Genomic DNA, 12,167 nt, shown 5'->3' on the forward strand with positions numbered 1-12,167 from the left:
GGTTTTGGTACGATTTTGGCATGATTATTGGCTATGCTCGTGTGTCCACCACAGACCAGAACCTAGACGCTCAGCTTGACGCCTTGAAGGAGGCGGGCGCAGGGCGCGTGTTCTCTGAAACGATCAGCGGCGCAACGGCCAAGCGGCCCGAGCTGCAACGCATGCTCGATCAGCTCCGTGACGGTGACGTGGTGGTGGTGACAAAGTATGACCGCCTAGCCCGTTCTCTGCGCGATCTTCTCGACATCGTGGAAGCCATCAAAGAACGGGGCGCGGGTTTTCGATCTTTGGCCGAGGACATCGACACGACCACGCCAGCCGGAGAGCTGATCTTTCACGTCTTTGCGTCCATCGCCCATTTTGAACGCCGCCGGATCGCAGAGCGTACCCGCGAAGGTTTGGCCGCAGCTCGCAAGCGTGGCCGCATCGGTGGCCGTCCCCCTGCCCTATCGCCCGATCAAAAAGCCGAGGTAATCCGCATGCGCGACATCGAGCACCGCCCGCTGCGTGAGATCGCCAGCTTGTTCAAGGTCAGTGTGCAGACGGTGCGGCGTTCCTGAAAAGAACAAACGGCGTACATTATCGACTCCCCACGGTCTATCTAGTATATGTGCGCCTATCACACACAAAATAGAGAATCATCGGGTGCGAGCAGTACAGCATTACATCAAGCGAAAAGCAGCGACGAACCTGCTACATGCACCGCGAACAGCGGCGGCGCTCGGGCGACCGTTCAACACACATGTCACCATCAATTTCTGGCAACTTGGTTGCGACGAGACAGACATTTTTGAGGTGTTTGCAAAATTGCGCAACGAACGGTTTCAGCGATGGTCGAGCTATACGCCCAAGGGGACAAAAACAGCACGAAATGGTGCGCCAACTTTTGCGTGGGTAATAGAGGCAGACAAAGGGCTGCACCACGTCCACTGGATGGTTCACATCACGCCCGAGCAAGCATTGCACTTTGCAGGATCACTACGAAAGTGGCTTACCAAGATTAATGATGGCCACCCTATTCCCGACGATGCGGTGAAGATTCAGAAAATCGACAACGCCGAAGGGTTGAAAAAATACCTCGCCAAAGGCACAGAACCGCACTTTGCACGCTTCTGCCGAATACGACCGCAGGAGACAGGTGCGGTACATGGGCGCAAAAGCGGTGTGAGCCGCAACCTAGGCCCTGCTGAGTGGATGCCCCGTAAGGCGGCATGGAAAGCAGCAAGAGGTCGCGCAGCTTGAGTGGTTGAGTAAATGAGTGGAGCTTGCAGAAAGTACCAATATTTGGTATAACCTGTCTATAGGAGGCTTATCATGGCAAAAAATACATCCATGTCGCTTGGCGATCACTTTACAGGGTTTATCGACACGCAAGTTCAATCAGGCCGCTATGGTTCGGCCAGTGATGTTGTGCGGGCTGGCCTGCGCTTGTTGGAAGAACACGAATCCAAGGTAAAGGCATTGCAGGATGCCCTGATCGCAGGTGAGCAATCCGGCGAGCCGCAGCCGTTCGATTTCGAAGAATTCAAAGCACGTAAGCGGGCAGAGTTCGGCAATGCCCCCACATGAGCCGCGTCACCTTCTCACCCGCAGCTATCGCAGATATTGATGGAATCTGGGACTACACCGCAGAAATGTGGGGGGTAGATCAGGCCGACCGTTACACGGATGATATTCGGGATGCCTGCAACGACTTGGCGGCAGGAAAGAAGCAAGGCCGCACAGCCGATGTTCGCGACGGGTATCTGAAATACTCGGTCGGCAAGCACTTTGTTTTCTTTGTCAGCACAGGTGACGGGATCGCTGTCATTCGTGTTTTACATCAACAGATGGACACAGATCGGCATTTGTAACGGGCTTGCCTCACCTCATTTACTCAGTTACACTTTTGAGTAAAAACACAAATGAGGCAGATATGAGCATTATTTCCGTTTTGAATCCGAAGGGTGGATGCGGCAAGACCACCATCAGCACCAACCTTGCACGGGCGTTGCATGATCGCGGGGCTTCCGTCCTGATCGTGGACAGTGACCCACCGGGCAGCGCCCGAGACTGGCACGCGGCAAACGAAGACAACCCGATTGAGCTGGTGGTGCTTGACCGTCCCAACAACGTCAAGACGCTCGCCAGCATGGCCGCAAATTACGACTACGTGGTGATCAACGGCGCGGCCAAGCTGGAAGACATGATCGCCGCTGCGATCAAGGTCAGCGATTTTATCCTGATCCCTGTGCAGCCCGCACCCTATGACATCTGGGCGGCGTCTGATCTGGTGGACTTCATCAAAGCCCGTCAGGAGGTCACAGACGGCGTTCCGCTTGCGGGCTTTGTTGTGTCTCGTGTGGTGGAAGGAACGCGCCTTGGTGGCGATGTGCGGGCGGCTCTGGACGAATACGCCCTGCCCGTCTTTGATACGACCATCACACAGCGGCAGGTTTACCCGCAGACGGCATCTGAAGGGCTGACCGTGTTTGATGCAGACAATGTCAAGGCTAAGGCCGAAACTACGGCTTTGATTGACGAGATATTGGCGATGATCGCACCTGTGGTGCGGGAGGTGGCATAATGGGATTGTCAGCGAAACGCCCCAGCCGTGGCGATGAAGCCCGTCAACGCATCTTGCAAGAGGTCACGGAGACGGCAATTGAGAAGAAAAAGCGTTTGAATGCGGAGATTGAGGAAAGCCTGTATAAGCGGATCAAGATGAAATCCGTGGAAGAGGGGCGCTCGATCTCAGACATCACTCGTGATTTATGGTCTGAGTATTTGAGTAAATGAGTTTTTGTTGGGGAGGACGATGATTTACGTTCTGCCTCTGATTAAAAGTTGAGCCACCAATCAACCGTAAGTGCTTGGTCAGTGGCTCAAGGCTGTGACTCTATATGTGGTGATGCGAGCTAGAGCCAAATATGCCAAGTACATGGGTTGGGGTATGGAATTGGCTCATGCGCGATTATAATCGTTGCTCTAACCTCTGAAAGAGCTGAAACGTCAATCACCCCCTCCTTATCAAGGCGTTCGCCACTTTCTGAATACACTCCGTTGAATTCTGGAATGCCTTCCATAGCTCCGCGTTCCTTGAGAAACGCCTCTGGAGCAGCGGCAAAATCTGATAGTTCGTCTGCGCTTATCGCAATTGCTTTGTCGTAAACAACGTTATCGGCCATCTTGGCCTCCTCTATTTCGCACTGGTTCTTCAATAAGTGGAGCGTAGAGCTTTAAGGTGGCGTAGATCAACACATAGTTGCAACAACACTCATTTACTCAAATGAGTAGACGAGCTTCCCCATTTCGCGTCACATAGCTTTTGACGAAGTTCACGAACGATCCGCTTGGGTTATCCGGAACTGATTTCTTGCCGGTCAGCATGTCGCGCCATTCGCGTTCAAGGAAAGCCAGATCATATCCCCCAGCATGCTTTCGGGCGTTCTCATAGGCGGACGAGGGCAACAGGATTTTGTCGAGTGCGTCCACCGTCTCCGGTTCCGTATAGATATCCGTGAACTCGGAACGGGGGCGGATGATGAACAGATCGCCGTCCAGCTCGAACGTGTAATCGGGGATGTGGTTCTTTTCGTTGTTCATGTCCACGATGGCCTTGACCATGCGGCGGAACTCTTTGGGCGTGGATTGCGAGCCTGTCTTCATGCGTAGCTTTTCCATGCCATAGCGCAGCATACGGTTCTTGGTGCCGCAGCTCTTGCGGGCAATCTCATAAAGGCGGCGTTCAAGCGGTTTGCGGAGCTGGAAGTACAAGGGGGAGATCGTCAGGATTTCACCGCCCTTTGCGTCAATGGCGTTGAAGAGCCAATCGGAAAGGGTGATTTCAATCGCCTGCATGCGGCCATCGCGGGTTTCCCGCACGACGCGATATTTGTCGATGAAACCGAAGCCTTCGAGCGCTTCAAACCCACCAGTGGTGACGTTGGTTTCAATGCCCGTGTTACGAAGCCTGTCGAGCGCATCTTTGAACAGCTTGTATCCGCGTCGGCTGGTGTCGCGGTTTGTTGCTTTCAGAAGATCGTGAGCTGAGAAACGCATTGTGCGATGCACCTGACGGCCTGCATTCAGTGCAGCCATGCACTGACTGATGCAGTAGATCAGGATGTCACGATCAAAGACCGTGGCGAGGCCGATGCTTGACGGTTTCAGCTCTAACCAGTTGCCGTTCACCTCATAGCGGCGGAGTGTCATATCGGGCTTGGTTGAGAGCGTGAAGAGGGGATACTCCATCGAGGCCATGTCCGACTTAGGTGCGGCGTCGAAGATATCGCAAACAAAAAAATCCCGCTGCGGGTGCCGCACAGGAAGTAGGGGGGATCGTTCTTGTTTTAGCTCATTTTCAGACATCACATTCGGGATTTCACACACCACGGTCAGTTTCGGGATTTCACACACCGTGTCAATGAAATTCGGGATTTCACACACCGCGCGCCTGTGGATAACTCCCATAGATGGATTCGGGATTTCACACACCTCGATTCGGGATTTCACACACCTCGATTCGGGATTTCACACACCGATTATGACAAATTAGGACGATTCAACTCTTTATATCAACAGCTTACAGCATGCCCGAAAGCTGGAAACACATATAAAACACAAATTAAAACACATAGGCTCTTCGCTACACTTCGAGACGAAAGGAATCCTCGCAAGCTCGGATACTCTGACCGCGATTATGCCAGCAAGCTGGCACGCGGTCTAAATCGTGCTCCGCACTCACCAAAGCAGGGGGATTTTCCAACCTGCTCCGCCGCCTGACATCTGAGATTATCAAACCATAGAACCATGGCAAAGCCTCAAGCATTGTCCTCACCCCTAAAGGGGCTGCGGGAACGCTTGCGTCTTCACCAGAACCATATGGCTCTCAATCCTTGCGATGCAGGCTCATACGAAGCAGGGGAAAATAGGCCACCGCCTTCAAACAACCCAAAGGTTGTGCCTCACGGCGAGTGAACGTCTTCGACCCCTTGGGGTGTAAGGCAGATACAGGGGATATTTGCTAAGAATATGGGCTACATGCCCATGCCGTTCCCTTTACCTGAACCTTTGCCACCGACCGTTTGCCCCTCTGTTTTTTCTTTCGGAGGGTGCAGATTTCCAGTTCTTGCCCCTTTCGGCGCCAAATACGGCTGCGGAGAGCTTGTTAAGCTGTCTGAGGTGGTTTGTGTCCCCTGAGAGCTTTCAGACCCCTCAGAGACCGTTCTGGCGGGTTTCTGGAACGAAATTTTCTCGTTGGTCGCATTTTCGAACTTTTGGAAGTTCACAGGTTCCGGCTTCCAGCCCTTTGACTGGCGATCCTGATACGCAGCAGAAATTGTGCGTTCTGCGCCCTTGTTCTGCTTGTCATGCTGTTCAGCCAGTTTTTTGCGCTCAGCCTCTTGGCGCGTTTTCAGGGCGTCACGCTGTTCAGTTTCACGCTGTTTGATGCTGTCGAGATTCCGTTGCAAAGCTTCCGCGCGGTCGCGGTCTTCCTGCGTCGGCCTCGTTGTTTTGCGCTTATCTTTCAGGGCTTGGAGGGCTTCCTGATCCTTAGCCTTGTTCGCGCCATAGGCATCATGCAGCTTTTTATCGAGCTTTGAGCTTTGCGCATCGTGTTTACGCCCAAGATCGAGCTGTTCATGGGTTTGTTGGGAATGCAGATTGCCGCGATATTCCGCCGCCTTGTCTTCAAACACCTGCTTTTCACGCATCATGCTTTTGACGCGGCGCTTGGCTTCATCGGCATCGGTTTTGCCCGTGGCCTGATTGAAGCTTGATGTTGTATCAGCCATCCTGATCCCCTTTGTTGTTACCGCCCAAAAGGTCTTTGAGATCAGCCGCGAGCTGATCTCTGCGTTCCAGACGCTCTTTCAGCTCTGCAATCTGTTGATCCCTTGCATCCAGCTCAGCGACCGCAAAAGCGAGCATTTCATCTTCATCCGGTTCCGGCGTTTCCGGTTCGATTTGTGGAGCGGGCAGGGCTTGAACGCGCTTGCGGCGTTCCGGTTTCCAGTTCGTTTCACCTGTAGTGATTTCGCGCACGTCCCGCAGCCGCGTTTCGACAGATGGGATGTTAAACCACGGCACCCGCGCCGCATGGATCAGATGCGGACAGCCAGCCACTTTCAAAAGCTGTTGGCCTTCACCAACTGCCCGAATGTCTTCTGTCTGCATGACAGGCCGCGCGGTTTCGTTGATCGAGAACGATCCTTGCAGACCACCGCCACCGCCCATGTTTGCGCCGCGCGTGGTGACGCCCTTCTTGCCGCTCCATCCCTCAATGTCCTTGATGAGCGTCATATCTTCGACTTCCCAGAGCTGGAGAAAGCCGGATTGATCCTCAAATTCGCGGATGGTCTCTTGCTTATATCCGGCATCACTCAGGGAGTGCCGACCCTGACAAAATCCCCACATCCGAACGCCCTTGCCTGCGAAGAGTTTTAGGGCTTTGGGAACAATCGGCATGTACGGCAAATTTGCCAGTTCATCGAGAATAACCGTGGTGCGGATCGTGCCCGTTGCAGCTGCGATCCGTTCCATCATCATCGAGACAGTCAATGTCAGCCATTGTGATCCGACCTCAATTTTGTCGGTCGGAAGCATGGCAAAAACCGTGATCCGTTCGCGCTTCAAATTCGCAGGATCAAAATCGCTCACACTGGTTTCATGGGCAAAAACGGAGTTGGGCGCATAGGGCGCAACCGCACGGTTCAAGCCCGTCTTGTATCCCCCATACTGACGCTCGATGTTTTCATAGGCGTCGAGATAGGTGGCGGCAGGTTCCGCGATCGTAGCATCCCCGCAATCAATCATTTCCTGATACTGGCTGACGATCTTTTCGCGGCTTCCATGAACCATGTGCCACAGGCCAGCAGGGTTGCACTCAGATGGGCGATAATAGGCCAGATACTTTGCGCGGATGCGCAAAATATCCCGCGCCCCTTCTAACGCCCATGCATTGTCCGCCTGCTTTTGCTTTTCCGTCATGGGCAAAAACAGCTCTATGAATTGTTGGTCTTCGCCATCCATTTCATAGCCGCCTCGCGCGACATCGAGCATGTTCTGGCAGGGGTTCAATCGGTGACTGCTCAGCCCCGCGATGTTGAACGGATTCAGGGCAATGACCCTATGCCCCAATGCCTTGCGAGCTGTTGCGCTTGCATAGGCGTTTTCGGCGTCCTTGATATCGGTGACGATCAGACTGTCTTGGGCGTTTGTTGCCAGCACGGGCAGGATGATATCGCGCCCTTTGCCGGATCGTGTGCGACCATAAGACAGGGCGTGGCGATCACCGTTGTAAAAAATTGGTTGTCCGGCATAGCCGCCGATGTAGAGGCCGAGATTTTCAAACAAGTTGGCGCTTGCCACATCCTGATAATTTGCCATCCGACCCGCGCCCAAAATCTCGGACGCTTGCGGATTGCGCATGTAATCAGCAACCGCCCTGTACTCGTTCATGGATTCCAGCATCATATCTTCTTGCTGGCGAGCACGGCGGTTGTGCTCCATTGATTCAAGCGCCTGATAAACAGACCAAGCCCCACTTATGAAGCGCGTTGCGCCGCCCCGTTTCATTCATCCAGCCTTTGCGGTGGAATGTCGAAGGCATCGCGCGGATCTTTCCGGCTCAGATCCTCTGTCTGTCTTGGCTGTGAGGCAGGCTGTTGATGCTCGACAGCGGGGGCTGTGTTTTCCGACTCAGATCGGAGCTGACCCTTCCTAACCTTTTCCCATTTTTCTTGCTCAATGGCTTTCTTGAGGGCGGCTTCATAGCTGATAAGCTGCCACAGCCCCGCCCCTACGAAGCACAGAACAAGATACGAAAACCAAACGGAATAACGTGTCCATCCGTTACTATCATAGCCAAGCTCTCCAATTATTCCCCACGTTAAAAGCCAAGCGCCTACACCATTCACGATAAAAGCTAAGACGAGCTTTTCACCGCTTGGGATATGGCTTTTATAAACGGTGTCGAAGTATAGATCGCCGATTGCTCTAGCCTGTTCGGCCTGCTCGTCGCCCAAAGCCATGATGATGATTGCCGCTATGGTAACGATGAGCTGCAAGCCGAGTGCCAATGAGATGTTTATGGCGTTTTGGTTCCATCGAAAATCAAAGCCATACGCACGCAGCCACCAGACGATAGCCACGATGAATGCAGCTCCGAGCGCCCCGATTAAGTATCCACCGAGTTTATCAAGCAACATAAATCCTTTGATTGCATATAGTTCCTGTATGCCACGGCTCATGCGACTTTTCAGCAGGAATTTGCGCTCATCAATCTAGGTCAGTTATGCTGACTAATAATGACGTTGCTAATCGCCGCGACTGTATGGAGAGACTACCGCAATCAATTAGAGCTGCACGGCCTACCTGAACGGGAGACAGCGGCAGCGTATGCCCAAATGATAGCGGACGCGGCCACAGCGCACCTAGCACGGAAATCGGCGGAAGGTTGGCAAGCGGACGGGTGGGCATACCATGCCGCCCCATCGTCCGACTATCATTATGACGCGCAGTGGATCGACCCAAAGTTGCCTGCCAATGTTGCCATCCCGTTTGTGCGATCAGCGGCAGCGCTTAGTTATGATCCAAGCCCCTTGCTTTCGCATCATTTCGAGCAGGCCGAGAGACGCTTGCGCTCTCTCGCGCCCCAAGAGCCCGACGCCTTTGACATTCCGGTTCTCGACATACACGGCACCCCCGTGCCGGAGGTTGATGTGCGCAACACTGAGCCGCGCGATGCCTTCGACATCCCCCAAAGACGAAATAACGACCCTAGCCCTTGCTAGCGGTCAAGCGTTCCCGCAGCCCCTTTAGGGGCGAGGACAACGCTTGAGGGGTAGCAAGGGCGAACGCATCCTTGCTCAGTCCTTTTGATTATTCAAAAGGGACTGCCTAACGGCGAGTGTTCAATCCTAAAAACCAAAGAGTACCTAAGGCCGACAGGCCGGAGGTTCATGGCTCGTGGCTGACCCGTTGCGCAAACGTTAACTTTTTGCTAATTTGTCTAATGTAATCTATATGCAAGATGTGTTTGTTATACAAACTCACTTGGCAGGTGGGACGGCTGCGCCTCCCCCCGTGCATCCCCCTAGCGGTTCGGCGTTTTCGGGCATCGAACCCTAAACACCGAAGGAGGCATGCTCTATGAGCCAGCCACGCAAAGAAAATCGCGAGTTCCCTATTCCGACACGCTATACGCGCTCGGAAAAGGATCAGCTCACACAGGCCGCACAGGCGGCAGGTGTAAGCATGAGCGATTTTATCCGCGCGTCTGCCCTTGAGCAGCCTCTTCCCCCACCCAGAGCAAAACGTGCCAACCGTCCGACCGTCAAAGACGGTGACAAGCTGGCAACTTTGCTCTTGGCCGTGGGGCGCATTGGCAACAACACGAACCAGCTTGCGCATGTTGCCAATTCGGGCATGTGGCCGGAGGCGCGTTTGCTGCATCAAGCGGCGGCAGACATCCAGTGGATGCGCCACACGCTCATGCAAGCCTTGGGACATCGCGAGACCGCAACGCCCCAACCAAACGAGCCAGCCCCATGATCTTGAAAGGATCGCAGCGCGGTTACGGTGGTAATCTTGCGGCGCACCTTTCAAATGCCCGCGAGAACGACCACGTTGAGGTGGGCGACATTCGCGGAACGGCAGCAGAGGACTTGCACGGCGCACTCCTTGAAATCGAGGCGACCGCGCAAGGCACCAAATGCCAGCAGCCGTTTTTCCATGTGATCGTTAATCCCCCTGAATCTGCCAATCTCACCCGCGCGCAGTTCGCGGCTGCATTCGATAAAATCGACGCAGATATGGGGCTTGCCGATCATGCCCGCTCGGTCGTTTTCCACGAGAAAAATGGGCGCGAGCATGCACATGTCGTTTACAGCCGCATGCATTTTTCCACCCATTATGACGTTGGCGCGAAAGTGGGGGAGGAACGCCCCACCCCTATCGTCAAAGCCAAGAACATGGGGTTCCACAAAATGCGGCTGCGGGAGATTAGCCAAGACCTTCACAAAGAGCTTGGCATCCCTCTCCCCGATGGTCTGAAAAACAGCCAAGACCGCGACCCGCTGAATTTTGGCATTGCTGAGTGGCAGCAAGCCAAACGCCTTGGGGAAGACCCACGCGACATCAAGCGGATCATTGGCGAGGCGTATCAGTTTGCAGACGGTGCGCAGGCGTTCAACGCGGCGCTAGAGACACACGCCATGCAGCTTGCCCGTGGCGACCGTCGCGGCTTTGTCGTGCTGCATCACTCTGGCGAAACCTTGCCCCTGCATCGGTTTCTTGGTGCTAAGCAAAAGGACATTCGCGCACGGCTTGGTCAACCTGAATACGTTCAAACAGTTGACCAGGCGCGCGCAACTCTCAGAGCGAAAATGACAGCGGCGGCAGAAAAGCGCGTCGATGATCTAAAGACCAAGCAACGCAAAGAGCAGACCCGCATGGGCAATGCTGTGAAGCGTCTGAAAGCCGAACAGCAGACATCGCGCCATTCCTTGCAGCGCCAGCACCAGACCCGTCAGAAAGTCGAAGCCAAAGCCCGTGCAGATCGTATCCGCAGCGGGCTTATGGGCTTGTGGGATCGCGCCCAACTCAAACTTGGTGTTGGCAAGCTCCCCCGTGAATTTGCCGCTGAGATCGAGCAGGCAAAGAAACGGGATGCGGGGGAGTTTCACGCGCTGAAAACGGAACAGCTCACCGACAGGCGGCAGCTACAAAAGGCGATCAAGTTGATGCGTGAGAAGCATCGTCGCGAACGGAACGATTTGCGGTCAAATCTTGGGTATTGGCTGACGCTTGATCGACAGTCACAACGGGAAGAGCTGGAGAGCCACAAGACCGAGCTGGACAATAAACAGGCCAGCCGACAGCATCGTGATCGGCAACGCAGGCGTTGTAGGGGATTGGAGATTTAGAGGTGAAATTAAACCTCTATTCCAAAGCTACGAAGCAAAATATCGGCTTCTTCGCCATCAAGCATCGTTGCACATACAGTTGCTAGGGACGTAATTGTAGCGCGTTTATTATTTCTGCTTTCGGCATCCTTTGCGCCTTCCAGCCATCGGACAGCCAGTTGCAAAACTTCTTTCATTCTGTGAGGTCGCTCAATGGCTTCGCGTGTTAGGTGTTCTTTGATAAATTTATCTCTTCGTTCAACGGGTATGGCGTTAAGGAAGTTCACAAACGACCCAACACTGTAAAGTGAGACCAAAGGGAAATTTTCGCTTGGCAGGCTAGTCGTTGATCTTTTGCAGCTCTTACATGTGACCTCTCCATCTAAGTGGCTGCCAATAATCCGATATACGGACTTGAAATTTATGTCTTTTCGTTTCTCTCCAAACCATCCATCAACGGTTTCCTGTCGATAGAGTCTAACATATCGAAGTTCTACGTCTAAGGTGCCGCCCTTAATTCGCTGGCCTCCACAACCCTCGCAGGTAAGTTTGTCCAGTTCTCGTTGGATGAATTCTTTGGCAGATTTTTTATCAAAGAAATCAAGTTTTGTCTGGTTCACTTCTTTGCCATGCAAATCGAGATTATCACCAGAAGTGATTTTCCAAGAAATAGGATTAAAAAGTGCCATATTTTTCACCTACTTAAAGGATGTAGCCAAGGGCTATGATCGCGCCGAGGAAAAGGATGTATCCAACGAATACAAGTACGGCGAGAAGCCCAAAAGTTTTGAAGAAGGCAGCAAAGAAAAATAGGCTTGGGTTAGTGGCTTTGGAAAAGGTTCCCATATCCCCAAATTCACAAATACCAGAACGCCATTCTCCCAAGACCTCAGATATTATTGATCGAGCGGAGAACAGTACCACGATAATGAAAACTATCCCAAGCGTTATTGCTAACCATTCTGGGAGGCCGCTTGTATCAGTATAATAATTTGATCTCATGTCTAAATACTAAATGCTTCTGTTGTAGGGGCGCGGATCGTTCCGCATTTCCTTCCATCGATAAAAACGGTAGCTGTTCCGCTTCCTTCGTGATTTATAATGGCTTTTCCGTCTCTGTCAGTAAATACTGACGATGTCATGCCGCCTGTAGAAAAAGACAGCGCAACTTTTACGCTAGCGGCTGGTGAACCTCTTCTGTTCACGTGAATTGTTGAAACCCCCATTGTCCCGCGCCTCTTTTAGAAAAATGTCAGGGACGAGGTAGCCATAATCGGT

Annotated in this window: 14 protein-coding genes; 8 read left to right on the forward strand and 6 right to left on the reverse strand. The window is 53.1% G+C overall.

Annotated elements, in window-relative coordinates:
- The 6 genes from ATO11_RS20690 to ATO11_RS20710 all read left to right on the forward strand — a co-directional run.
- The coding region (locus ATO11_RS20690; protein ID WP_242601492.1) for a recombinase family protein at nt 1-560 on the forward strand (560 nt) is incomplete at its 5' end.
- A gap of 85 nt (nt 561-645) precedes the next feature.
- Nucleotides 646-1,242 (forward strand): hypothetical protein, encoded by a 597-nt coding sequence (locus ATO11_RS21940; RefSeq protein WP_134643192.1) that lies wholly within the window; start codon nt 646-648, stop codon nt 1,240-1,242.
- A 72-nt stretch (nt 1,243-1,314) separates the two neighbouring features.
- Complete coding sequence (locus ATO11_RS20695) at nt 1,315-1,569, forward strand: type II toxin-antitoxin system ParD family antitoxin (protein ID WP_050532815.1); 255 nt, start codon at nt 1,315-1,317, stop codon at nt 1,567-1,569.
- Nucleotides 1,566-1,853, forward strand: coding sequence for a type II toxin-antitoxin system RelE/ParE family toxin (locus ATO11_RS20700; RefSeq protein WP_050532816.1), 288 nt, complete (start codon nt 1,566-1,568; stop codon nt 1,851-1,853). Before ATO11_RS20695 ends, ATO11_RS20700 begins: the two co-directional genes overlap by 4 nt.
- Nucleotides 1,854-1,915: 62 nt before the next feature.
- A complete protein-coding gene (parA, locus tag ATO11_RS20705) occupies nt 1,916-2,566 on the forward strand; it encodes a ParA family partition ATPase (RefSeq protein ID WP_050532817.1) in 651 nt (216 codons plus the stop codon).
- Nucleotides 2,566-2,778 (forward strand): plasmid partition protein ParG, encoded by a 213-nt coding sequence (locus ATO11_RS20710; protein WP_050532818.1) that lies wholly within the window; start codon nt 2,566-2,568, stop codon nt 2,776-2,778. The genes parA and ATO11_RS20710 overlap by 1 nt, the downstream gene beginning before the upstream one ends.
- Before the next feature lie 119 nt (nt 2,779-2,897).
- Here ATO11_RS20710 and ATO11_RS21945 read toward each other — a convergent pair whose 3' ends face one another.
- The 5 genes from ATO11_RS21945 to ATO11_RS20730 form a co-directional block, all read right to left on the reverse strand.
- The gene (locus ATO11_RS21945; protein WP_134643193.1) at nt 2,898-3,167 is read right to left on the reverse strand and encodes a hypothetical protein; all 270 of its coding nucleotides are present in this window, start codon (nt 3,165-3,167) and stop codon (nt 2,898-2,900) included.
- A gap of 97 nt (nt 3,168-3,264) precedes the next feature.
- Nucleotides 3,265-4,452, reverse strand: coding sequence for a replication initiator protein A (locus ATO11_RS20715; RefSeq protein ID WP_242601493.1), 1,188 nt, complete (start codon nt 4,450-4,452; stop codon nt 3,265-3,267).
- Nucleotides 4,453-5,018: 566 nt separating this feature from the next.
- Nucleotides 5,019-5,777 carry a hypothetical protein gene (locus ATO11_RS21950; protein ID WP_134643194.1) on the reverse strand — a complete coding sequence of 253 codons (759 nt, stop codon included), beginning with the start codon at nt 5,775-5,777 and terminating at the stop codon, nt 5,019-5,021.
- Nucleotides 5,770-7,560: a type IV secretory system conjugative DNA transfer family protein gene (locus tag ATO11_RS20725; RefSeq protein WP_050532820.1), complete on the reverse strand. Its 1,791-nt coding sequence runs from the start codon at nt 7,558-7,560 to the stop codon at nt 5,770-5,772. The genes ATO11_RS21950 and ATO11_RS20725 overlap by 8 nt, the downstream gene beginning before the upstream one ends.
- A complete protein-coding gene (locus tag ATO11_RS20730; protein WP_050532821.1) occupies nt 7,557-8,234 on the reverse strand; it encodes a hypothetical protein in 678 nt (225 codons plus the stop codon). The genes ATO11_RS20725 and ATO11_RS20730 overlap by 4 nt, the downstream gene beginning before the upstream one ends.
- Before the next feature lie 901 nt (nt 8,235-9,135).
- Between ATO11_RS20730 and ATO11_RS21750 the strand changes: the two genes are divergently transcribed.
- Together ATO11_RS21750 and ATO11_RS20745 are read left to right on the forward strand one after the other, a co-directional pair.
- Entirely contained in the window at nt 9,136-9,537 is a 402-nt protein-coding gene (locus tag ATO11_RS21750) for a plasmid mobilization protein (RefSeq protein WP_110553823.1), read from the forward strand.
- The gene (locus ATO11_RS20745) at nt 9,534-10,910 is read left to right on the forward strand and encodes a relaxase/mobilization nuclease domain-containing protein (protein WP_110553826.1); all 1,377 of its coding nucleotides are present in this window, start codon (nt 9,534-9,536) and stop codon (nt 10,908-10,910) included. Before ATO11_RS21750 ends, ATO11_RS20745 begins: the two co-directional genes overlap by 4 nt.
- An 8-nt stretch (nt 10,911-10,918) precedes the next feature.
- Here ATO11_RS20745 and ATO11_RS21955 read toward each other — a convergent pair whose 3' ends face one another.
- Nucleotides 10,919-11,578, reverse strand: coding sequence for a hypothetical protein (locus ATO11_RS21955; RefSeq protein WP_134643195.1), 660 nt, complete (start codon nt 11,576-11,578; stop codon nt 10,919-10,921).
- Nucleotides 11,579-12,167 lie beyond the last annotated feature (589 nt).

It is taken from the genome of Pseudaestuariivita atlantica (genome assembly GCF_001205715.1).
GTDB lineage: Bacteria > Pseudomonadota > Alphaproteobacteria > Rhodobacterales > Rhodobacteraceae > Pseudaestuariivita > Pseudaestuariivita atlantica.